Below are 23209 nucleotides of genomic sequence, written 5' to 3'. Positions count from 1 at the left end.
ATGGTAAAAAAGGATTAGGGGTTCACTTTTACAAAATGTTCTGATAACATTAGACCGTACGGTCGGTTTAGGAGGTGCTTAGAATCAGAGGACGTTCAGACGGAGAAGAAACAAAGAAACGAATTGTACTTAAAGCCACACAGCTGTTTGTTCAGAAGGGGTATGCAGCTGTAACGATGAATGAGGTTTGCGTAGCTTCGAATGTTAGTAAAGGCAGCTTATATCATCATTTTCCGAGCAAGGATGAACTTTTTCTATTTGTAGTAGAAGAGGATACGGCGCAGTGGTTACAGGCGTGGGAAGATAAGAAGAAGGAAATCTTTGGTGTTCAGGAGCGTTTATATGCTTTAGCCGAGCACTACGCAAATGATTTTCAGAATCCGTTGATTCGGGCGCTTGAGGAATTCTCAAGAAGTAGAGCTCATCCGGAGGATATCACTAAGCGGCTTGTTCTTTTATATGAGGCTGCCTCGCATGCGTGTCGCGACCTACTGAAGGAAGGCATGGACACTGGGTATTTTATAAAAGGTGACTTAGAGGATTATGTGATTATTGTAAATGGCATGCTTGAAGGGATCGGAAGAGTTTCCGAATACTCCACTCATGAAAAGACTCCGGATGATATCAAAAAATATTACCGGGAATCAGTACGATTGTTATTACAAGGGATATATACGGGGTAACATATATGGGGGCATGAAAGAAGCTTTACATTCAGGAATCATGAAGGCTGAAGCTTCTTGAAGGCACCGGAAATGGAAGGAATATTTTTTGGCTATAATTTAGACCGGATGGTCGGTCTCTACAGGGAAACTATTTGAAGACTTGGCTTTAGAAGCTACGGAGGTTAACACAATGTCATTACTACTTAGAAACAGGGGCGCTATGCTGCTTGTTATGCTTAACATTTTTCTTGCTTTTACAGGGATCGGACTTGTAGTCCCTATCATGCCTACTTACATGAATGAACTTGGGATCACCGGAAGTACCGTTGGGCTGTTAGTGGCTTCATTCTCCCTTGCCCAATTATTAGTATCGCCATTCGCGGGCAGGTTATCCGATAGAATTGGCAGAAAAAAAGTGATCGTTGCAGGTCTGATCGTGTTTGCTTTTTCAGAGCTGCTCTTTGGTCTGGCGAATGTGTCCTGGCTCTTGTTCGTTTCAAGATTGCTCGGTGGTGTAGGCGCTGCGTTAATTATGCCAGCGGTTATGGCTTATGTAGCGGACACGACCTCTTTTGAAGAGAGAGCGAAAGGTATGGGGCTTATTAATGCAGCCATTACTACCGGATTTATTATCGGTCCAGGGATTGGAGGTTATCTTGCTGAGCTTGGCATGCGGGTACCCTTTTTCTGTGCGGCTGGTGCGGCTGGGATCGCAGCTCTAATCACAGTTTTAATCTTGCCTGAGTCTCTATCTGTAGAGAAACGGATGGAAGCGAAGCAATCGAAAAATAATCAGGAGAGCTTCTTCACGCAATTGATGCGTTCCTATCGTGAACCTTACTTTTTCGGGTTAATTATTGTATTTGTTATGGCTTTTGGGTTGGCTAATTATGAAACAGTGTTCGGATTGTTCGTGGATCATAAATTTGGCTTTACCCCTAAAGATATTGCTTTTGTGATTACCTTTGGCTCGATCGCCGGTGCTGTGGTGCAGGTATCCGCATTTGGCTGGATTCTGAATAAATTCGGAGAGAATAAGGTTATCTCCACTTGCCTTATAACTGCTGCAATGTTTATTCTGTTGACCCTGTTTGTAAGTGGCTTCTGGGCGATCTGTGCGATTACCTTTGTCGTATTCTTGGCTATGGATATTCTTCGACCAGCGGTAGGCACCCAGCTATCCAAAATGGCGGGGGAAACGCAGCAAGGCTTCGTAGCAGGGATGAACTCTGCTTATACGAGTCTTGGAAATATCGCAGGGCCAATCGTTGCAGGATATCTTTTTGATCTAAGTATTAACTTTCCATATGTGGCAGCGGCGGTTGTTCTAGCGTTATGTTTTGTGCTGTCACTTAGTTCTGGAAAAAGGGGAATGGGACAACGCGCGTAAACTACCCAATCTGCCTCCTCTCTAGGCTGGACTTTGGAACAGAGCCGATCTGTGATACTATTTTAGTTATGAGAACAAGAATTGTATAAGCAGATTGTGTACGGGAAGAGGGATACTAATGACGGTAGATAACAGCAATACGGGAGTCATTACGGATGAGGCGGCCGCACAGCGGGAGCAGGAATTGATTACTGTAGCGATTGCCAAGGAATTGAACATTAGCCTGAAGCAGGTGCGTACAACGGTTGGACTGCTGGATGAGGGGAATACGATCCCGTTCATCGCCAGATACCGCAAGGAAATGACGGGTGAGCTGGACGAGAATGCGCTGCGTGATATTGAAGAACGCCTGGCTTATCTTCGCAATTTGGGCGAACGTAAGAAAGACGTTATCCGCAATATTGAAGAGCAGGGCAAGCTGACCAAGGAACTTCATGATCAAATCACCAATGCGGTCAAGCTGCAGGAAGTGGAGGATTTGTATCGTCCCTTCAAGCAAAAGCGTAAGACTCGTGCTAGTGTTGCGAAGGAAAGAGGCTTAGAGCCGCTTGCGAACTGGATCATGGAGCAGCAGAGACAAAGGGACCCACAAACCGAGGCTACCCAATATATAGATGTTGAAAAAGGAGTGGAGTCCGCAGATCAAGCGCTGCAAGGCGCATTGGATATCATCGCCGAGAACATTGCCGATGATCCTGCGATCCGCTCTTGGGTTCGCCAGTATACGGCAAGTCAAGGTATCCTTGTGTCTGAAGCTAAGGATGCCGAGCAGGAATCTGTATATGAGAACTACTATAGCTACCGTGAACCTGTACACAAAATGCCACCTCACCGTATACTCGCGATTAACCGCGGTGAACGGGAGAATATACTCAAGGTAGGCATTGAAGTGGTCACTGACAAAATACATGCTTACATTGCGCGGAGAATCATTAAAGGCCCATCCCCAGTGAAGGAACTGCTAGAAGCAGTGTCAGAGGATGCCTACAAACGTCTGATTTCTCCCTCTGTGGAGCGTGAGGTTCGTGGGGAGATGACCGAGCGGGGCGAGAATCAAGCGATCTCGATCTTCTCTGGTAATCTACGCAGCTTGCTGCTTCAACCGCCTGTTAAGGGACGCTGTGTGCTGGGTGTTGACCCTGCCTACCGTACCGGCTGTAAGCTGGCCGTCGTAGACGATACTGGTAAGCTGCTTGAAGTAGCCGTGACCTATCCTACGCCGCCGAACAACAAGAAAATTGAAGCTGCTGCTAAGTTTAAAGAACTAATCGCTAAATATGGCATTCAGCTCATCGTGATCGGGAATGGGACAGGCTCTCGTGAGACCGAACAATTTACGGCAGAAGTGATCGCCGAAATTGGCGATCCAGAGCTGGCTTACCTGATCGTTAATGAGGCTGGTGCGAGTGTCTATTCTGCTTCTAAGCTGGCGCAGGAGGAGTTCCCGGATCTGGATGTGGCAGAGCGCAGTGCAGCTTCTATCGCCCGCCGTGTGCAGGACCCGCTGGCGGAGCTGGTGAAGATCGATCCGAAAGCTATCGGTGTGGGTCAGTATCAGCATGACGTCTCCCAGAAGCATTTGGAAGAGAGTCTTAAGGCTGTCGTAGAATCGGCGGTTAACCATGTGGGCGTGGATGTAAATACGGCATCTCCTGCCTTGCTCTCTTATGTGGCTGGCGTTAACGGTACGATTGCTAAAAATATCGTTAAATATCGTGAAGAGAACGGTAAGTTCACGACTCGGAAGCAGCTGCAAAAGGTCCCTCGTCTGGGTGCGAAGTCCTATGAGCAATGTATCGGCTTCCTGCGGATTCCAGGTGGAGACAATACCTTGGATCGCACACCCATTCACCCCGAGTCATACCCGGTGGTGGATCGCTTGTTCCGCGAGCTAAGCCTTGATGTAAATAAGCTGGGCAGCAAAGAAGTGGCTTCACAGCTGGAGGCACAAAATGCCGAGGAGCTGGCTGTGAAGCTGGATGTCGGCGTGCCTACGCTTCGCGACATCCTGGAGAGCTTGCAGCGTCCGGGCCGTGATCCGCGCGAGGAGCTGCCGTTGCCGGTCTTCCGCACCGACGTGCTGAAGATCGAGGATCTGGTTCCCGGCATGGAAATGCAGGGAACCGTCCGCAACGTGATCGATTTCGGCGCATTCGTCGATATCGGGATCAAGAATGATGGGCTGGTGCATATATCCCAGCTCAGCGGCAGCTTTGTGAAGCACCCGATGGACGTTGTCTCCGTAGGAGATAATGTCACCGTCTGGGTGATGGGTGTTGACCTGAAGAAGGGCCGGGTGAGCCTGACCATGCGTCCGCCGCGTGTTGAGGCAGGGAGTCTTAGCTAACGAACTAAACAAAGGAAGCCATCTACTTCAGTGAGGAGTAGATGGCTTTCTTTTGATTGTAGGGTATGGAAACAAACAGCTGCATCTATGAAGATCTCGTTAAATCGTCTAACTTAATAGCTAACTCATTTAGATTGCTGATGCTAATCACCGTTTCAGAAACATGTTGTTGCTGGACCTCAGCGCTAGCGAGGACTTGTTCAATAGCTGCGGTATTCTCTTCGGTAATTGCAGCCACTGAATTAACTTCGCCCAGTACAACGTTGGATGCGTGCCTGATATGAACGCTCCTGTCCTTCAGGTCTTCTGCTTGTTCAAGCACCTGGTGTGTATTATTTCGAATGCCCTCGAATAATCGAGCGATATCACCAGTGGAATTTCTACCTGATTCTACAACTAGCAACCCGTTAGAAACCATATCACCAACCCGCGTAATATTATTTTGAATGCTTCTGAGAATCTGGGCAATGTCCGCGGATGCATTGTGGGAGCTCTGTGCCAATTTTCGGATTTCATTGGATACGACTGCGAAACCTTTGCCGTGTTCCCCCGCATGAGCGGCTTCAATGGAAGCATTTAGAGACAAAAGATTCGTCTGCTCAGCAATGCCTACGATGCTGGAAACAATCGATTCAATCTTCTGATTTTCTTCATTCATTTGTGTCATCAAGCCAGCAGTACTCGTCACGATTTCTGTAACTTCAGACATAGTTCCAGTTAAGCGAATGATTTCATCTTGCCCCTCTTGTGTAATTTGAACCGTTTCACGGCTTCTATTACTCATGGAGACGGAGGCAGCATTTGCCTGCATAGCTGATTCGTTTAACTGCTGCATAGCATTTGAGATATCGCTAACACTCTGTGCTTGTGATTCAACTCCACTAGCTATCTCTTGGAAGGCGGTTACGACTTCTTTGGAAATTCGATCTGTTGTCAGTACGTTGTTATGCATTAGGTTACTAGATTGACTCAGAACTCCTACGGATTCAGTAACGCCTGTAAGAATGGTCTCCATTTCCGCTCTGGCATGTTCAGCTTCGATGCTGCTCTTAGACATATTTTTGAACATTTTCGCACCAATCTGACTCTGATAGATCAGAACCAGTATCATCATGATGAGAAAAACGTTAACACTTAAGGCATCAACGGATTCAAAAGCCGGTTTGGTCATCAGAAAATAGTTGAGTAAGATGCAAGCTATCACTCCATTAAGGAGTAAGGGGCGATAGTTGTGATAAAGGGATACGATGCCTAGACCCCAATATAGAATTAACGTACTAATGATGTTTGCCCCTGCATCGATGTAGAAGTATGTAATGATATTAAAGCCAATAGCTGTTATGTACATAATATAGGGTGTAGCCACACGTTTCCAGATTAGTATCGTACACAATAATCCAAGGGGTACCGCTGCTGATATAATCGCCATGATTGTTTGTGGAAATCTGTAAAGCGAAATTGAACCGAACAACAAACAGCCCCAAAACAAGTAAAGAATTAATTTGTTTCTCTTGTGTAACTCGGACATCTGATTCAAGGGCATATTCACACTCCATAATGTAATAGTACTTCTGATTTTTTAGTTTAAGAGATTCACGAAATGATGTCTATGATGTTAAGTTCAAAGATGTTCAGAAAATAATGTCTGGAAGAGTAATTAGGGAAAACCTCCCTGAAAATAGCCGATAATTGCATAAAATCAATGGAATAAGGGAATTCGTCCCTAAAAATTGGGGTGATTTCTAAATTTGCTAACGAATCTGCTGAATTATAGGGAGGTTCTCCCTAATTAGTAGTCTGCAGCGCAGAAATTACTGAATTATAGGGACATTTTCCCTAATGGTCTATGAGGGTATCGGTTTTCTGAATCGGAGAGTGTGTTTCGCGGCATGGAGAAAATGATGCTTGAGCAAACATGCAAAATAACGCTTCTCGAATATCGGGAGAAGCGTTATTTACGTACGTTTGTGATCGTCAGAATGATAAAGCTATTATTCCGCAATAATCAAGCTCGTGCGTTTAGGTTTAAACTTCTGCAGGAAGCTTCGATCTATATTACGGTCGGTAATAATGTACCCAATTTTATCGAGTGAGGCGATACCGATGGTCACATCTTTCCCGAATTTAGTATGGTCAGCGGCAACATAAACTTCTTTGGAGAGATCGATAATTTTTTTGCGCGTTTGGGCTTCCTCCAGATTATAGTCGGAGATGCCTTTTTCAAGGGTAATGCCGCTTGCGCAAATAAAAGCCTTAAGGATATTTAATTCACTGAAATTAAACAGATAATCATATGCAATAACAGACTGCTCATTTAGTCGGACCTTTCCGCCAATGATAATAAGCTCAACCCCACTGTTCATCAGCTCGTTTACCACAGGAACGGAGTTCGTAATGACCGTGAGATTCTTTTTATTCTTGATATATTTGGCGATCTGATAGGTGGTAGAGCCGCTGTCCAGATAGATGCAATCCCCATCGTTGATATATTCGCTGCACTTTTGGGCGATCATTTTCTTTTCCTCTAAGTGACCGACCATTCGCGCATCCATTGGAGATTCAGCAAACTCCGATTCCACCAGTTTAATTCCACCATAAATCTTCTTGATCTTCCCTTGCTTGTCCAGCAGGTTGATATCTCTGCGAAGGGTATCGATAGAAATATTAAGCTCTTCTGCTAGCTCCGGCAGCTTCTGAACCTTTTTGAACATTAAGATTTCTATGATTTTCTTTTGTCTTTCCAGTGGAAACATGTAATCACCCATTCAAAGTTTATATCGCTTTCGATAGTTGAAGTATAAAGGGATTAGTATAGGGTGGCAACAACTCCTTTGTAAGTTAGTCATAATATGATTATAATGTAGTCACAACTTATTTAAAGTTTACATACATTTTACGTAACTGTTTATCCTCAAAAACAAAACCTTTTTATACTGAGGTTGTACTTGAGGAGGTGGAACCTTTGCTTAAATTACAAAACATAAGCAAGCATTACGATAACAAGGTTGTTCTAGAGGATATTAGTCTAGACATCCAAGCAGGGGAAATTGTCTCCTTACTCGGCCCCAGCGGGAGTGGCAAAACCACCTTGCTAAACATCATCTTGGGATTGGCTAAGATGGAGCAGGGGCAAATCATTTTTAATGATCAAGATTTAAGCAATGTACCCATGAAGAAACGCGGATTTAATATAGTGTTCCAGGATTATGCGCTCTTCCCTAACTTAAATGCTTACGAGAATATCGTTTATGGTCTAAAAAATAAAAAAGGATTAACGTCGGAGCATGAGCTTCAGGAGTATATCGAGTTTCTGGAATTAAAGCCGCATTTAACGAAGAAGATCGGCGCTCTATCGGGTGGGCAGAAGCAAAGGGTGGCTTTGGCAAGAACGCTCGTAATGAAGCCCAAATTATTACTGCTCGATGAACCTCTAAGCGCACTGGATGGAATCATCAAGGAATCTATTAAAGCCCGGATTAAATCCATCGCCAGAGAATATAAGCTTACTACGATTATCGTCACCCATGACCCTGAAGAGGCGTTAACCCTGTCGGATAAAATTCTCATCATTAATCAAGGTCATATTGCCCAATTCGGAACGCCTCAAGAGATCATTCAACAGCCTAGCAATGATTTTGTGAAAGAATTTATTCTGGGGCAACTGCAAGTGAAACGGAAAAATATTTATAACCTGTTCGGTGAGCATTATGCCTAAAGCCAAACCGGAAATGCGGATCATTTTTATCCCCATTGTATTGTTATTTGTTGTTTTTCTGATTTTGCCGCTGACTGTGTTATTCATCCGCTCGTTTGAGACGGGTCAAGGCTATTCGGTATCCAATTATCTCACCATTCTGGCAGATCAAGAGATTCGAGAGTCCATCGGAAATAGTATGAAGGTCTCTGGTGTTACGGCAATGATCACAACGGTTCTAGCCTTTATCCTAGCCTATTCTATCCACTGTACAAGAATCTATCGCCCGTTAAAAAGCATTATTAGAACTGGAATTCTAATCCCGATGCTGCTGCCTACGATTACTTATGGATTTGCGATCATGTACTCTTTTGGCAACCAGGGGCTGATTACTAGAATCTTCGGACGGAATTTATTCGAGATTTATGGATTTAATGGTCTATTGATAGGCTACGTAATTTATACCTTACCTTCTGCTTTCCTGCTGATTCATAATTCGTTCAAGTACATTGATAAAAAGTTCATCGTCGTATCCAAGCTTATGGGGGATGGGACGCTGCGAAGCTTCATGAACACCATCGTTCGGCCTTTGTGGGGCACGTTGGGAGGGGCGTTTGTACTTTCTTTTATCCTAAGTTTCACGGATTTTGGGATCCCTGCATCGGTGGGGGGGACGTATAACGTGGTTGCTACTCAGCTGTATCAGGTCATGCTTGGGGCTATACCGGATTTCAACAATGGGGCAGTTATTGCTGTACTGATGTTAATACCGGCGGCGTTCGGGGTTGTGTTGTTAACGTATCTTGAAAAATTCAATTTCCATTATGACAAGGTGACTGAAATCGAGATGATCCCGAATAAAGGCAGAGATTCGGTTCTTGGACTAATCTCATCCGTGATTCTAATCGGGCTGCTGGCGGTATTCGCTGTCATGTTCGTTGCCCCGCTGATGAATGGCTATCCTTATGATCTAACATTTACGTTCAAACATTTTGTGGATGTTTTTCAATCAAGCGATTTGATCAATGTATATAAAAATTCCTTGCTGGTAGCAGTATTGACGGCAATTGTAGGTACGATCGTGGCTTATGCGGCGGCTATTATCAATGTGCGTACGCCCGTAAAAGGGAAAGCGACATTCGACATCCTATCGATGGTGACGAACACGGTGCCAGGTATGGTCCTTGGTCTATCGTATTTACTTCTGTTTAATAACAGCAGTCTCAAGGGGACTTTTACGATTCTTGTGCTCTGCACGCTTGTCCATTATTTTACAACGCCATATTTAATGGCTAAGAATTCTTTGGCAAAAATGAACCCATCATGGGAGACCACTGCTGAATTACTAGGTGATAGTTGGCTGAAAACGATCCGCCGGGTTATTCTACCGAACTCTGCATCCACGGTGATAGAGATGGTCAGCTACTATTTTATCAATGCGATGGTGACGATTAGCGGAATTATCTTTCTAGTGACTGCCCAAACCTCGGTAGTTGCGAGCAAAATAAAAGAGCTGCAGCATTTCGCCAAATTTAATGAGGTGTTTGTCCTATCCATCCTGATCTTTTGCACCAACCTGATCATTAAGCTCCTAGGTGACTATCTCCAGAAACGGCAATCAAACTCTCGTTGATTAACGATTTTTATATAAAAAAAACCAGTTAAAGTGAGGGAGAATTTATGTCTAAGAGAATTAAGGGAATCAAGGGAATCATGTTGTCTATTGTGGCTTTGAGTTTGGTGTTTACATTAGCAGGCTGCGGAAATAAAGCATCGGGTGATGCGAGTAAAGTAGTGATTTTGACCAATGCGGATGAAGAAGCTGTAGCCTCTATGGAGTCTGCGCTAAAAGGTGCGGGGTACGAGGGGCAATATCTCTTTCAATCCTTGGGTACTTCTGAGCTGGGTGGAAAGCTGATGGCAGAGGGAGACAAAATTGAGGCTAACCTGATCACGATGAGCTCTTATTTTGTAGAAAGTGCGCAAGAGAAACACAAGATGTTTAAAGATCTATCGTTTACGACGAATGCGCTAGACTCCTATCCAGCTTACTATACGCCAATCTTGGCGAATACCGGTGCTATTTTTGTAAACACAGCGGTGCTTAAAGATAAGGGCTTGGCGATGCCAACGTCCATTAAGGATTTAACAAAACCAGAATTTAAAGGCTTGGTATCTGTTCCGAACATTATGGACTCTTCGACAGGATGGTTGTTGGTTCAGGCGATTATTTCGCAATACGGGGAAGAAGAAGGTAAAACGGTTCTGCATGATTTAGTTGCTAATGTAGGCCCACATCTGGAAAGCTCCGGTTCCGGTCCGATTAAAAAGGTAAAAGCAGGAGAAGTAGCTGCAGGATTTGGACTTCGTCATCAGGCAGTACTAGCTAAAGAAGAAGGCGCACCCATTGACTATGTAGATCCGACAGAAGGCAACTTCTCACTTACAGAATCCGTAGCCGTGGTGAAAAAAGACGATGCAACGACAGAGCTGGCTATGAGAATGGCAGAAACGATTATTAAAGATGCTAGAAAAGACTTAATTACAAATTACCCAGTAGCTCTTTATAAAGATGAAACGGTTAGTGATATCCATAAACCTGCACACAGTATGAAATTTGTTAAGCCGTTGACTGTGGAACTGCTGGAACAACATCAGCAATTCTTTAAAGAAGCGAAATAATTAAGATTAGAACAAGGAGTGAAGGGCCATGAACAACTATAAATTGCTGACACCCGGTCCATTGACAACTACTAACACGGTCAAAGAGCAAATGCTCTTTGACCGTTGTACTTGGGACCAGGACTATAAGAACATTACGCAACAGATCAGATCGAGCCTACTGGATTTGGCAGGTGCAACGAACCAAGAATACACAGCTGTTCTTATGCAAGGCAGCGGAACATTTGCAGTGGAATCCGTGCTGACTACGGCGGTATCAGCCGATGATAAGCTTCTGATTATTACAAATGGTGCCTACGGGGAACGTATCGTGCAAATGGCTGAATATATTGGACTTCATTATCGTGCGCATAGTGCCCTATATAATGAATTCCCCCTAGAAGCAGAGATTAGAGGGATTCTTGAAGAGGATCCAGCCGTTACCCATATCGTGATGGTGCATTGCGAGACAACGACAGGGATTCTAAACCCGCTTGAGATGATTTCACAACTGGCAAAAGCGTACGATAAAACTTTAATTATCGACGCGATGAGCAGCTTCGGTGGAATAGAGATTGATGTACCTGGGCTTGGAATTGACTATTTAATCAGCAGCGCCAATAAATGTATTCAGGGTGTTCCGGGATTTGGGTTTGTCATTGCCAAGCTGGATAAGCTGCTCACCTGTAAAGGGAATGCACGTAGTCTATCACTAGATCTATACGATCAATGGAAGGCGATGGATGCGGATGGGAAATGGCGCTATACATCTCCGACCCATGTAGTGGCTGCATTTTCGAAAGCGATTGAAGAACTCATTGAAGAAGGCGGTATTCCTGCAAGGGCAGCAAGATACCAGAATAATAACCGCGTACTGAGAGAAAGACTTGCGAGAATAGGAATAGAGGCGTATATCACAGACGATAAGCAGTCTCCTATTATAACCACCTTTCTTTTTCCGAATGAGACATTCAGCTTTGAAGATTTCTATGAATATGTGAAAGAAAAAGGCTACGTCCTCTACCCAGGCAAATTAACGGAGCACGACACCTTCCGGATTGGGAATATTGGTGAGATTTACGAAGAAGATATTCAGAACTTATGTAATATTATCGAAGCATACATGGGAGGAATGACACAATGAATCAAGTCGAAGGCGTAATTCTGGACTGGGCAGGAACAGCGGTAGATTTTGGCTGCTTTGCACCGGTGAATGTGTTCCTTGATATTTTTCGGGAAGCTGGGATTGAAGTTACGATGCAGGAAGCTAGAGCCCCTATGGGGATGCTGAAAATAGATCATATACGTGCGATGTTATCCATGCCAAGAGTAGGTGCCATGTGGGAAGAAAAGTATGGCAGAGCTTTTACTGAACAGGATGTAGAGAACCTGTATGCTGAATTCGAACCGGCCCTGATGGCATCCTTATCCGAATATACTGATCCGATTCCGGAGGTCATTGAAACTATTCAAGTCTTGAGAAATCAAGGGCTGAAGATTGGCTCGACCACTGGATATACAGAGTCCATGATGGATGTTGTGATTCCGAATGCCGCTCGAAAGGGCTATCAGCCTGATTATGTAATCACTCCGGATGGAACACATTCACTGGGAAGACCTTACCCGTATATGATTTATCATAATATGGAAGCTTTAAAGTTATCGGCAGCATGGAAGGTTGTTAAGGTAGGCGATACGATTTCAGATATTCAAGAAGGTGTTAATGCAGGCGTCTGGTCCGTAGGTGTAATCATTGGAAGCTCTGAAATGGGGTTAAGCGAGGATGAATTTAATGCACTTTCAGATGTGGAGAAGGAGACGGTGATCTCTGCGACACAGACCTCTTTTATACAAAACGGGGCAGACTTTACGATTCAATCGATGAGTGAGCTGCCTCAGCTGATTGGGCGAATCAATGTCCTGATTTCTCAAGGAATCAGACCTTATGCGAGATAATCATGAGCTACAAAGAGAAGGTGACATTAACTTTAGCCCCTTGCGGAAAGAGTGGATGAACCAGTTAAGCGCTGTGAGTGTAGACAGGATCGAAGCGGACGAGCGTGCATATATGCGTCAATCCATGTCAACGCCGTGCTTGAACAGTATCGTAGATGCAGAGGGATGTTATATCACAGATGTGAATGGACGCAAATATCTTGATTTTCATGGAAATAGCATTCATCAGATTGGCTATAAGAATCCTTACGTAACTGAAGCTGTGAAAAAACAGCTCGACGATCTACCGTTCATTCCAAGAAGATTTACGGCAGATATTGCGGTGAAAGCTGCGGAAGCTTTAATCAACAAAACGACCTCAAAGGACTATAAAGTATTATTTACGCCTTCCGGAAGTGCTGCTGTAGGTCTGGCCCTTAAGATTGCTCGCAAATGGACAGGGAAGCATAAGGTCATCTCCATGTGGGAGTCCTTTCATGGCGCGGGGCTGGACACGATCGCTGCCGGAGGAGAATACGTGTTTAAAAAGGACATGGGCCCGCAAATGCCGGGAATGCTGAAAGCCATTCCTTTTAATGCATACCGTAACCTGCTGGGAAGTCATTCTCATGAAATAGTTTCTACCTTCTGCCTCGACTATCTGGAGTATATGATTCAGCATGAAGGAGAGATTGGAGCGATCTTACTTGAGCCTATTCGGGCGACGGATACGCATATCCCGCCTATATCTTATTTCACAAGATTAAGAAAAATATGTGATGAATATGGAATCCTATTGATTTTTGATGAAATTCCAACAGCGCTAATGCGAAGCGGAAGGTTCTACGTCCATCAGAATTTCGAGATCGAACCGGATATTCTCGTGCTCGGAAAAGGGTTAGGTGGAGGGGTGATCCCGCAAGCGGCGGTGCTTACCAGAACGCAATATGATTGTGCGGCGGATATTTCTTTGGGTCACTATACCCATGAGAAACCCGCGTTAGGAAGTGCGGCGATCTGTGCCACCATCAATTACATGGATGACATGAAGCTGCAGGAACAATGCATCAACCGGTCTGAATTCGTAAGAGGAAAGCTTGAGGCTCTAGGGTCTAAACATGCTTGCATAGGCGATATCCGAATCGCTGGACTGCTGATCTCCATTGAACTTGTGAGGTCCAGAGACACTAAAGAGAAGAATGAGGAATTAGCTGAGCGAGTCCTGTATTATTGCTTGGAGAATGGGCTTTCTTTTAAATTAGCTGGAGGGAACTGCATCACTTGGCATCCTCCGCTTATTGTGTCTGAAGTGCAATTAACTTTTGCAATTAATCTTCTGGATGAAGGATTAAGTAAATATAGCTGAGAGATAGGCAAGCTTCAAAACAGGTTTCTTCCGCTCCGTACATGGGGGGAGAAACCTGTTTTGTCGTTTAAGGCGTTAACGCCCGCCTTTGTCGTAGTCAAGACCCATATCTAGAATTAAAAATTATACAAATGGGCTGGAGCAGCATTTAAAAAGATACGCAACAGCTCGTCCACCGCAATGTCTAGACGGGAAGGACTTTCGGCTGCAAGCCAATTCTCTTGCACGATGATATAGCTGCAGGAGTTGCTTTTTAAATAGCTGTATATAATTTGTGCTTCGTCAATTTCATGGCGAGTAATTGCTGCCGGGGCCTGGTTAAGTTCACCGCGGAAAGTATCTACAATCGCTGATGTTGTAACGGCTTGCAGGTGAGTAATATCGGGTTGATCGTATTCAAGCTTAGTATGCGCCAGGATGCGATTGCCTTTGAGCAATATGAGTTTAAGCGTTTGTTCATCCATGGCTTCAAGGATTGCGATATTCTGATTCTCTGCAGCGAATTCAATAACCTTCTCTTTATGATTCAGGAAGCTGATGGCTCCGATGTAATCCCTATATTTGGCGGCGGTTTCGAAGTCAAATTGCTCTGCAGCTTCAGTCATCTGCTGCTCCATCTCCACAAGGAGGCTGGAATCTGTTCCGTTTAGTAGGGCAATGACTTTATCAATGATTGTATTATATTGAACGGCAGCATCGCCGCCTGCACACATCCCTATACATAAGCCAAGCGAATGATTTAGGCATAAAGAATTTTTGAAGCTTGGATTGCTGCAAAGGATTTTTGAGCTTTCCTTGATGCCTTGCACGGCTCTTTCCACGGTACTTCTACTTGTGTAGGGACCCCAAATATGGTTACCTTTATGGACAGCAGGATCATAAGTTATATCTAACGAAGGCATTTTATCATCCGTTCCTATTACAATATACGTATAGGCCTGTGGATTTTTCATTTTTCTATTGTACATGGGCTTTATTTCTTTAATTAATTTGCACTCCAGCATAAAAGCCTCAAATTCGGTATCTGTAAGGATAATATCCAAATCTTTAATATGGCGAACGAGCTGTTTTACCTTTGGGGAATGAGACTTCGAGTTTTGAAAATAGGATTTTACTCTTCGTTTCAGCTGTTTCGCCTTACCCACATATATAATATGGCCGAGGCCATCCTTCATGAGATACACGCCGAGAGTCAGGGGAAGGCTCTTTAGTTTCTCTGATAAATCGATAGTAACCCCTCCGTCAATCCAGATCTTATTAATAGTCTTAGTATAAGCTTGCAACCTTCATTAGTTCAAATCAGTCTGAAGAATAGAGGATCAATGATAAGGAGGGATCTAATGTACTTCGCAAGAAATATAGGTGGGCTCGCGCTGATAGCAGCTATGCTATGGCTTGCAGCATGCAGTGGAACGCCGGAAGCGGGAACGGAACCGAAGATGACCCCCGAGCAGACGCAAATGCAGATGCCAGAGCAAACGCCAGAGCAGACGCAAGCTGCACAACCAGCGGCTACTACGGAGCCACTACAGGAGACGGAGCCATCAAGCACGGATCAGCCACTGGATCAGGAGGGACTTCCGCCAACTGTAGAGGAAGCTGCGACGACAGTCATAAGGTCAATTAAAAATAAGGATATGAAGCAGTTGGCGGCCTGGGTTCATGGGGAGAAAGGATTACGCTTTTCTCCATACGCACATGTGGATACGAAGAAGGATCTTGTATTCACCAGGGATGAAGTAGAAGGATTAATGAATGATTCCACCAAAAGGGTGTGGCGGACATTTGCTGGCACGGGTGATTTAATTGAGATGACATTTGCAGATTACTACAAGCGATTTGTCTACGATGCGGACTTTATGCAGATGGCTGAGACTGCTGTGAATAAGGGACTTGGGCAAGGGGCGACAATCAATAACCTAAACGAAGTGTATCCCAAGGATCAATACGATTTCGTCGAGTATCATATTGCTGGCATCGATCCTTCAGTGGAGGGGATGGACTGGCGCAGCTTGCGCCTAGTTTTTGAGAAGATTGGAGAGGATCATGCTCTAGTAGGCATTATTCATGATCAATGGACTCCCTGAGAAGTAGAGGTTTTTTTATTAGTCTTATCCGCTATGTTCACCATATCCACTGCGTCTACCGTATCCACACCATCTACCGTATCTGCCAACGTTATTTATATGTTTTAGCCTTTAGATCGGATTCAACGAGTATTCTCCGTAAATGGGTATTGCCAGTCTTGGTCTATTTCCCTTGAATGCTTCCCTCCCTACCGGAATGTTCGCTTGGCACCAGACCGCAGTAACTCATAAACGAGGCGGCGCTGGCAAACCGCGTTACTGACCATCTCCGAGACCAGTGTTGTTGCCGTTAGGACAGCGATATCCCGAAGGGCTTGAAGTGCCTGAATGAGCGGTGTCTGGGTATGGGCGTCATTCGGTGACAACCATCGCTAAACCGCAAGGTGTCCAGCCATTCCTCGTACTACCCCTTGCTTAAATATGTGTCAGACCCTGGTGGAGCCTCCGCTGTAAACGTGGGGCGAAAATTATATTCAGTACAACTTTTTTTCGGAAAGTATGCTTTAAGCATGAAGTCTCAAGTTCGCTTCAGGATTGCCCTGCCCCGGAAGCCACACCAAAAAAACCGGCAGAGAATTCTGCCGGGTAATACAGGATAGATTAAGAAATTAAATATTAGCAGGCTTGAGCTTTCTCGCTTCTTGCAGATGAAAAGATAAGTACAATCCTAATCCGGCAAGAACCGTCAACGTCCAGAATGCAATGTGGACCCCTTCGAGCATATTCAGTGGAAAGGATAAGGAACTGGCACTCGCAGTAGAAGTCATTATCGTTACAAGCAAGGCTCCTCCTATTGAACCGCTGAGCGAGCGCAGCGTGATCGTCATTGGAGAAGCATGAGCAACCATGGTGTTTGGGATACTTGCCATGGCATAGGCTGTAATTGGGGCCATTACTGCCCCTACTCCAAACATAAGCAGGGCATACATTATAACCAGTAGATTAAAGGATGTCTTTGTTGATAACGTGAGGGCAAGAGCCACTGCCATGATCACAATGAGCAGAAATCCTCCCTGGGTTACACGGCTAACCCCAAAACGATCATATAATCTGCCTGAGATCAGACCAGAGACACCAATCAGCAGTGCACCTGGCAACAGCATAAGCCCAGACTCCCTTGGTGTTAAGTCTCTTATCGTCTGTGCATACAGAGGAAGAAGGAGTTCAACTCCCACCATCACCGCAAACAAGATCACCCCCACAATAGAAGAACGGGTAAAGGAGCGGTGCCGAAACAGCTTGAAATCGAGCAAAGGTGCCGTGAGCTTTAGCTGTCTTTTAATAAACAGCGCCACGATCAGGAATCCGGCCAGAAGGACGACCCCAGCGACAACGAGATTCCCCTTTTCTTCTCCGACAATGCTAAATCCATACAATATGCCAGCGAAGCCGAGTGAAGAGTAGATAATGGACCTGGTATCGAGCTTGGTGTGATGAGTCTCTCCTACGTTCCGCAGCGTGAAATGAGCTAAGAATAAATTGGCGGCTGCAAGCAGCGCTACAGCGTAAAACAACAGTCTCCATGAATGGTTCTGAACTACGAACCCAGACAGAGTAGGCCCAAGTGCAGGAGCCAACCCCAGAACTAAACCGACTACTCCCATCGCTGCACCGATTTTCTCCTTCGGAAAGACTCTGAGTATCGTCGTCTGAAACAGAGGAAACAGCAGGCCCGCACCGATGCCTTGAACCAAACGCCCTGTCAGGACTAAAGGGAAACTCCAGGCGATCCCAGCAATCAGTGTTCCTGCTGTGAACGCTCCGACAGAGGCCATGAACAAGGCCCTCGTAGTAAACTTTCCGATCAAAAATCCGGCAACAGGTACAGTTATACCTATCATCAGGTAGTATACCGTAATCAGCCACTGCGCTTGATTCTCATGAATGGCAAGATCCTGCATGACACGCGGCAATGCCGTATTTAACATCGTTTGCATTAATTGAGCTAGAAAATTGGCAACCACCAGGGAGGCAACAATAATGCTGGGTTTATTAGTCAAGCTATCTTCACCGCTTTCAGAGGAACTATTCGGATGCAACGAGCTGCTGCAAGGCATGTATGGATAGCATTCCCACCTCTTGTTGCCGTGGTTGTCCATCCTTGAATATGAGGGTGGCCGGTATACTCATCACGTGGTAGTTCCCAGTCGTCTTCGGGTTGTCATCCACGTTGACCTTCACTACAGTTATTGTTTCATCCGACTCCCGCTCAAACTCTTCAAGCACAGGTGTAAACATCCGGCATGGTCCACACCAGGGCGCCCAGAAGTTGACTACAGTTGTCCCTTTCGATTGAATGAGTTGTGCAAAAGTAGCATCTTCCGCATGGAGAATTGCCATTATGAATCATCCTTTCAAGATTAATTAAATCTATTATAGATCTATTATATCTATAATTAGGATAAATAATAGACTTCGAATATCCACAATATATCTAATTAATTATTTTGTCAAACAGATTTTCACTTATTTGAACTTATAAAACAAAAAGATCTCTCAACTGCTCTCGAAGCAGTTGAGAGATCTTTGATTGTAAATGATGCGGTCGAGAGGACTCGAACTTCCACGATATTGCTGCCACTCGAACCTGAATCGCGTAAGTAATTCGGTCATTAGGGAATTATCAAATCCTTATAGAATCAAGAATTTTTGCAGTTTTTCTTTTTTTCTCAAGCACAGCAAGGGTTTGCCGGGTTGACTCAAAACAGGTTCCGATAGTCGTTACCTAATCAATCAGAGTTTGGAGTTAGGATATAGGGAGAAAGGAACAACAAACAAGGGATGCTTCAGCAGCCATAGGATGGCTTTTGAGGCACCCCTTATTTGCTTATAAAAATGAACTTAGAAACCTGAGGAAAGGGAAGAGAGGCGAAGGGGAACTTTGGAACTGTAAGATCTTCATAAGCATAAGCTTCTACGTATTTCAGCCGTCATTGACGGCAGCAAGAAGCCAAATATTCACCGCAGCTGCGACTGAACCTTAATTCTAAAAACCTCAAGTTCAATCTATATTATTGTGCCGCACTGGAAGGCGAATAAGATGCAGAGCCGGTTACAGGTTTAGCGATTGCTTTATAGCCCTCTGGCAGATAAGTGACAACAGATGCTTTTGAGATCACCTGTGCGTACATTTTTCCTGGTTCAGGAGCAGTCACATTAAAATAAATGACAGCGGTCTTGTCTTTGCCAAATTCGATTCGCTCAATCACTAGTCCATATCCTGGATGCGGTAAGTTGTTAACGGTCAGTGTAGCCTTATTTACTCCTTCACCCGCTTTGGTTAATGTAACCTCAGTTTCATAGGTTGGAGTAGTAGGGTTGCCATTAGACACAATTACGCGTTTGGCAAAAGCAGCTGCATCGTAGGTTAGAACGGCTGCTTCCGAGCGGGTAATGGCATCATTTGGCCGGAAATTACCGTTCTTATCGAGTGTGGCGATATGCGTATTCAGCAGGATCTGGAGACTATTTATAACCTCTGTAGAAAGTTTATCGCCATCCTTAATGTCTACATACATCAGTGTAACCGGGAAGTTACCTTTACTTTGCAGTGCTTGCGTCAATAAGTGAGCGAACTGAGCACGGGTGATGGTTCCGTTAGGATCTACTGTTCGATCAAGTGAAAGACCATTTTGCTTAGCAGTCAGGAAGGCTGAAGCATACCAGGATTTGTCGTTCACCTTATCAAAATAATCACTGGCTTTGGATGAGCTGTTACCCGCCTCTGGCTTCGGAGACAGATTCAGACCACCAACGATGAACTGAATGCCTTGGGCAAAGCTTACTTTAGATTTAGGCGCGAACTTATCTCTGTCTACTCCATTTATAATTCCCTCTTTATGCAGGGAGTTAATTTTTGCTTCCGCAGGATCACCTTTCAAATCCGAAAAAGCAAAAGCGGATGCTCCAAATGACAGGCTTGCTGCTAGAATACCGCAGGCTATCGTCATTGTTTTGACATTACTTATGAATAATGATTTCTTCATTATGCGTCACCTCCATACCCTTAGATGGTAGATTAGACCAAAATGTTGCAGGTTATTTAAAATATTATGAAGATTCAAGTAAAATGTTATCCGCGAAGGAGTGACTCGGCACCATCTACATAGATCTCAGTTCCTGTGACATGGAAAGACTCATCCGAGGCGAGAAATAATACTAGATTGGCTACTTGTTCAGGTTTACCGGGCGCATCTTCCAGAGGATGATTGCCTTTCGGATATTCCACAGGAATCTTCACTTCTTGAAGATCATCGCTCTTATCCGTATTATCTCCAATTTGAGTGTCGATCGATCCAGGACAAACCGCATTTACGCGGATACCGTATTGCGCCAGCTCTAACGCAGCCATTTTCATAAAAGCGACTTGTCCAGCCTTGGAAGAGGAGTACGCAGCAGCACCAATGTTCGAGAACACTCGATTTCCGTTAATAGAGCTAGTGATAATGATGCTCCCGCCATTTTCTTTCATATGGGGGATAGCATATTTTACCGTGGCAAAGGTACTGCGTAGGTTGGTATCTAACGTTTGGTCCCAATCTTCGATTTCTAGTGTTTCGATTGGAGCCCATGTACCATTAATGCCGGCATTCGCAAAAATAATATCAATCTTTTGAGTATCATCCGCAACCTTACGAATACTTTCTTCGACAAGACCTGGATTGGAAACATCGCATTCGATAACTGTAGCTGTACCCCCAATGGATTCAATTTCACGTTTAGTTTCGTAGGATTCCTCAGGGGTGCGATCAAGCATATACACCTTAGCTCCGTGCTGGGCGAACCGTATGGCGGTAGTTTTTCCGATACCAGAACCTGCGCCTGTGACTACTGCAACTTTATTTTGCAAACGTTTCTCTGTCATGATGAAATTCCTCCTCGACGTTAGATCTCTTAATAGTAATTACATACCCGGCATAGCTGAATTTAACCAATTTAGCATGAGGGTGGAACAACAAGGAGGGATGTATTACTATGAGACATAAGGACTTGTACAATATAAATTCAGACCAATCTAGCTCATGATAGGGGAACTATAGATGATTCAGCAGCAAGGAGCAGAGCGGATTAATGTGGGGATCTTTGCCCACGTAGATGCCGGCAAGACGACAACAACAGAGCATATCTTGTATGAAAGCGGTCGCATTAAAGCGCTTGGCAGCGTAGACACGGGGACAGCATTGACAGATTCTATGGATGTGGAGCGGCAACGAGGAATATCCGTTCGGGCGGCATTGGCTTCTTTTGCTTGGCAAGGCGTGCAAATCAACCTCGTTGATACACCGGGACACGTCGATTTTTTGTCAGAGGTTGAACGGTCTTTGCGAGTGATGGATTGTGCGGTGTTAATTTTGTCGGCAGTAGAGGGTGTGCAGGCTCAAAGTGAGATGATCTGGAACGCGTTGAGGAAGCTGGGAATACCGACGCTTATTTTTATGAACAAAATGGATCGTGTAGGTGCAGACCCTGAGGCTGTGCTGGCACAAGCGAGAAATTATTTATCTAGTGATATCATTCCTGTTCAGCAACCGATAGGCAAAGAGCAGGAGTACATAGAAGCTATTGATTTATGGGGAAGGGATGCTGATCCTGCTATACAGACAGAATTATTAGAGGCATTGGCTGAGCGGGATGAAGACCTGCTGGAGACGTATATGTCAGGCAGTCCGATTGATCTTGCAGCCTGGAAAAAAAATATGAAAACAGCTTCCGCTTCAGGACGCTTCTTCCCAATGGTTTATGGTGTTGCCGCCAAGGGGCTTGGCATTACTGCATTGCTGGACGCGATGGTTGAGTATTTCCCGCGGGCTGGTGGGAATGTTGAGGGTGCGGTGTCAGGTATCGTTTACAACATTCAACGTGATAAAAGCATGGGGCGAATGGCGTTTGTCCGCCTTTATGAAGGGATGATCCGTAACCGCGATACGGTGATGAACTACACACAGGATATTCAGGGGAAAGTGACCCAGATCCGCAAGGTCGAGGGCGGCCGTACTGAGGATGTCGGAGCGCTTGAAGCGGGCGATATCGCTGTACTCTATGGTCTATCGGGGGTGCGGATCGGAGATGTGCTTGGTCATCCGGAGGCGATACCGGCGGAAGCGAAGCTCGCTGTACCGCTGCTAACGGTGCGCGTATTCTGGGGAACCGATATGGATGACCATAAGGTTATCGGAGCATTGCAGGAGCTGGCGGATGAAGATCCGCTCTTGGATACGCAGTGGCTGCAGGATGAGCGGGAGCTGCATATCAAAGTAATGGGGCCTATCCAGCTGGAGATTCTGAACAGTGTTCTGGAGGAGCGATATGGCCTCAAGGTCACCTTTGGCCAGCCCTCTGTCATTTATAAAGAAACGCCAGCCTCTGTTGGGGAAGGTTTTATAGCATATACGATGCCTAAGCCATGCTGGGCGATTCTGCGGTTTCAGATTGAGCCTGGACCTCCTGGCAGCGGTTTAGTCTATGATTCGATAGTGCGGAGCTCCGATCTACTGCCGCAATATCAGAGCGAGACCGCACGCCGTGTGCCGGAAGCGTTGCAGCAGGGCTTGTACGGCTGGGAGGTTACCGATCTTAAAGTGACCTTGATTGAGGGACAGCATCATGTATGGCATACCCATCCGCTGGATTTTGCCGTAGCGACTCCGATGGGGATTATGGATGGACTCGCACGGGTAGGCACTAAGCTGCTGGAGCCGATTCTTCAGGTTCGTATCGTTGTCCCTGAGGAGAATGGCGGCCGAGTGATGAACGACTTGGTTCAGATGCGCGGCACCTTCGAGCCACCTGTGCTGCAAGGCGAGCGGATGATCATCGAAGGGCGTTTGCCGCTGGCAACGTCGCTTGATTATCCCGTTACTTTAAGCTCCTACACGAAGGGGCGCAGCACATTCACTTCTTTTTTTGCCGGCTATGAAGAATGTCCACCTGACGTATCTGCTGAGCGCACCCGCCGGGGTGTGAATCCGCTGGATCAGGCGAAATATATATTAGGCGTGCGTAAGGCGTTGCAGGGGTAAGTTGAGAAAGAATTAACAGGCAGAATGAAAGAACTAAGGAGAGTG

The 23209-nt window shown here is 45.2% G+C and carries 19 protein-coding genes; 11 read left to right on the top strand and 8 right to left on the bottom strand.

The annotated features are described in order from the left end of the window. Positions 1-74: 74 nt before the first annotated feature. The 3 genes from CA598_RS09135 to CA598_RS09125 all read left to right on the top strand — a co-directional run bounded on the left by CA598_RS09135 (position 75) and on the right by CA598_RS09125 (position 4402). Entirely contained in the window at positions 75-683 is a 609-nt protein-coding gene (locus CA598_RS09135; RefSeq protein WP_094872536.1) for a TetR/AcrR family transcriptional regulator, read from the top strand. Positions 684-855: 172 nt separating this feature from the next. Next, positions 856-2055: an MFS transporter gene (locus CA598_RS09130; protein ID WP_094872538.1), complete on the top strand. Its 1200-nt coding sequence runs from the start codon at positions 856-858 to the stop codon at positions 2053-2055. A 118-nt stretch (positions 2056-2173) separates the two neighbouring features. Beyond that, complete coding sequence (locus tag CA598_RS09125) at positions 2174-4402, top strand: Tex family protein (protein ID WP_094876326.1); 2229 nt, start codon at positions 2174-2176, stop codon at positions 4400-4402. A gap of 85 nt (positions 4403-4487) precedes the next feature. On the opposite strand, the gene CA598_RS09120 is transcribed toward CA598_RS09125, so the two are convergent. Further along, positions 4488-5945, bottom strand: a complete 1458-nt coding sequence (locus CA598_RS09120; RefSeq protein ID WP_094876325.1) for a methyl-accepting chemotaxis protein — start codon at positions 5943-5945, stop codon at positions 4488-4490. Between the two features lie 448 nt (positions 5946-6393). Further along, positions 6394-7155, bottom strand: coding sequence for a DeoR/GlpR family DNA-binding transcription regulator (locus CA598_RS09115; protein ID WP_094876358.1), 762 nt, complete (start codon positions 7153-7155; stop codon positions 6394-6396). A 209-nt stretch (positions 7156-7364) separates the two neighbouring features. Between CA598_RS09115 and CA598_RS09110 the strand changes: the two genes are divergently transcribed. The 6 genes from CA598_RS09110 to pbfA are packed head-to-tail and all read left to right on the top strand — an operon-like array spanning position 7365 to position 14058. Next, positions 7365-8117 (top strand): ABC transporter ATP-binding protein, encoded by a 753-nt coding sequence (locus CA598_RS09110; RefSeq protein WP_094876324.1) that lies wholly within the window; start codon positions 7365-7367, stop codon positions 8115-8117. Beyond that, positions 8110-9729, top strand: coding sequence for an ABC transporter permease subunit (locus CA598_RS09105; protein WP_094876323.1), 1620 nt, complete (start codon positions 8110-8112; stop codon positions 9727-9729). The genes CA598_RS09110 and CA598_RS09105 overlap by 8 nt, the downstream gene beginning before the upstream one ends. A gap of 47 nt (positions 9730-9776) precedes the next feature. Next, complete coding sequence (locus CA598_RS09100) at positions 9777-10778, top strand: extracellular solute-binding protein (protein ID WP_179283628.1); 1002 nt, start codon at positions 9777-9779, stop codon at positions 10776-10778. Positions 10779-10806: 28 nt separating this feature from the next. Continuing rightward, entirely contained in the window at positions 10807-11901 is a 1095-nt protein-coding gene (gene phnW, locus CA598_RS09095) for a 2-aminoethylphosphonate--pyruvate transaminase (RefSeq protein WP_094874048.1), read from the top strand. Further along, positions 11898-12713, top strand: a complete 816-nt coding sequence (gene phnX / locus CA598_RS09090) for a phosphonoacetaldehyde hydrolase (RefSeq protein ID WP_094874047.1) — start codon at positions 11898-11900, stop codon at positions 12711-12713. Before phnW ends, phnX begins: the two co-directional genes overlap by 4 nt. Next, entirely contained in the window at positions 12703-14058 is a 1356-nt protein-coding gene (gene pbfA, locus CA598_RS09085; protein WP_094876322.1) for a (R)-1-hydroxy-2-aminoethylphosphonate ammonia-lyase, read from the top strand. The genes phnX and pbfA overlap by 11 nt, the downstream gene beginning before the upstream one ends. A 116-nt stretch (positions 14059-14174) precedes the next feature. Here the strand turns inward: pbfA and CA598_RS09080 are convergent, their stop codons facing one another. Further along, positions 14175-15341 carry a UvrB/UvrC motif-containing protein gene (locus CA598_RS09080; protein ID WP_256990430.1) on the bottom strand — a complete coding sequence of 389 codons (1167 nt, stop codon included), beginning with the start codon at positions 15339-15341 and terminating at the stop codon, positions 14175-14177. A 57-nt stretch (positions 15342-15398) separates the two neighbouring features. Between CA598_RS09080 and CA598_RS09075 the strand changes: the two genes are divergently transcribed. After that, positions 15399-16145: a hypothetical protein gene (locus CA598_RS09075; protein WP_094876321.1), complete on the top strand. Its 747-nt coding sequence runs from the start codon at positions 15399-15401 to the stop codon at positions 16143-16145. Between the two features lie 188 nt (positions 16146-16333). On the opposite strand, the gene CA598_RS32225 is transcribed toward CA598_RS09075, so the two are convergent. The 5 genes from CA598_RS32225 to CA598_RS09055 form a co-directional block, all read right to left on the bottom strand. After that, positions 16334-16510, bottom strand: a complete 177-nt coding sequence (locus CA598_RS32225) for a hypothetical protein (RefSeq protein WP_179283627.1) — start codon at positions 16508-16510, stop codon at positions 16334-16336. 243 nt (positions 16511-16753) lie between these two features. Next, positions 16754-18145: a DHA2 family efflux MFS transporter permease subunit gene (locus CA598_RS09070; protein ID WP_256990429.1), complete on the bottom strand. Its 1392-nt coding sequence runs from the start codon at positions 18143-18145 to the stop codon at positions 16754-16756. A 25-nt stretch (positions 18146-18170) separates the two neighbouring features. Beyond that, complete coding sequence (gene trxA, locus CA598_RS09065; RefSeq protein WP_094876319.1) at positions 18171-18485, bottom strand: thioredoxin; 315 nt, start codon at positions 18483-18485, stop codon at positions 18171-18173. A 671-nt stretch (positions 18486-19156) separates the two neighbouring features. Then, on the bottom strand, positions 19157-20131 hold the full coding sequence (locus CA598_RS09060; RefSeq protein WP_094876318.1) for an S-layer homology domain-containing protein: 975 nt from the start codon (positions 20129-20131) through the stop codon (positions 19157-19159). An 86-nt stretch (positions 20132-20217) separates the two neighbouring features. Next, on the bottom strand, positions 20218-21009 hold the full coding sequence (locus tag CA598_RS09055) for an SDR family oxidoreductase (protein WP_094876317.1): 792 nt from the start codon (positions 21007-21009) through the stop codon (positions 20218-20220). A 175-nt stretch (positions 21010-21184) separates the two neighbouring features. Here CA598_RS09055 and CA598_RS09050 point away from each other — a divergent pair, with 175 nt between their 5' ends. Next, entirely contained in the window at positions 21185-23164 is a 1980-nt protein-coding gene (locus CA598_RS09050; RefSeq protein ID WP_094876316.1) for a GTP-binding protein, read from the top strand. Positions 23165-23209 lie beyond the last annotated feature (45 nt).

The organism is Paenibacillus sp. VTT E-133291, from assembly GCF_002264395.1.
GTDB classification, from domain to species: domain Bacteria; phylum Bacillota; class Bacilli; order Paenibacillales; family Paenibacillaceae; genus Paenibacillus_AQ; species Paenibacillus_AQ nitricinens.
This window is presented reverse-complemented; position numbering and strand designations above follow the sequence as displayed.

Coding starts and splice junctions, on each gene's coding strand:
- CA598_RS09130 (WP_094872538.1), top strand. CDS start 856: ATGTCATTACTACTTAGAAACAGGGGCGCTATGCTGCTTGTTATGCTT.
- CA598_RS09125 (WP_094876326.1), top strand. CDS start 2,174: ATGACGGTAGATAACAGCAATACGGGAGTCATTACGGATGAGGCGGCC.
- CA598_RS09120 (WP_094876325.1), bottom strand. CDS start 5,945: ATGCCCTTGAATCAGATGTCCGAGTTACACAAGAGAAACAAATTAATT.
- CA598_RS09115 (WP_094876358.1), bottom strand. CDS start 7,155: ATGTTTCCACTGGAAAGACAAAAGAAAATCATAGAAATCTTAATGTTC.
- CA598_RS09105 (WP_094876323.1), top strand. CDS start 8,110: ATGCCTAAAGCCAAACCGGAAATGCGGATCATTTTTATCCCCATTGTA.
- CA598_RS09100 (WP_179283628.1), top strand. CDS start 9,777: ATGTCTAAGAGAATTAAGGGAATCAAGGGAATCATGTTGTCTATTGTG.
- phnW (WP_094874048.1), top strand. CDS start 10,807: ATGAACAACTATAAATTGCTGACACCCGGTCCATTGACAACTACTAAC.
- phnX (WP_094874047.1), top strand. CDS start 11,898: ATGAATCAAGTCGAAGGCGTAATTCTGGACTGGGCAGGAACAGCGGTA.
- pbfA (WP_094876322.1), top strand. CDS start 12,703: ATGCGAGATAATCATGAGCTACAAAGAGAAGGTGACATTAACTTTAGC.
- CA598_RS09075 (WP_094876321.1), top strand. CDS start 15,399: ATGTACTTCGCAAGAAATATAGGTGGGCTCGCGCTGATAGCAGCTATG.
- trxA (WP_094876319.1), bottom strand. CDS start 18,485: ATGGCAATTCTCCATGCGGAAGATGCTACTTTTGCACAACTCATTCAA.
- CA598_RS09060 (WP_094876318.1), bottom strand. CDS start 20,131: ATGAAGAAATCATTATTCATAAGTAATGTCAAAACAATGACGATAGCC.
- CA598_RS09055 (WP_094876317.1), bottom strand. CDS start 21,009: ATGACAGAGAAACGTTTGCAAAATAAAGTTGCAGTAGTCACAGGCGCA.
- CA598_RS09050 (WP_094876316.1), top strand. CDS start 21,185: ATGATTCAGCAGCAAGGAGCAGAGCGGATTAATGTGGGGATCTTTGCC.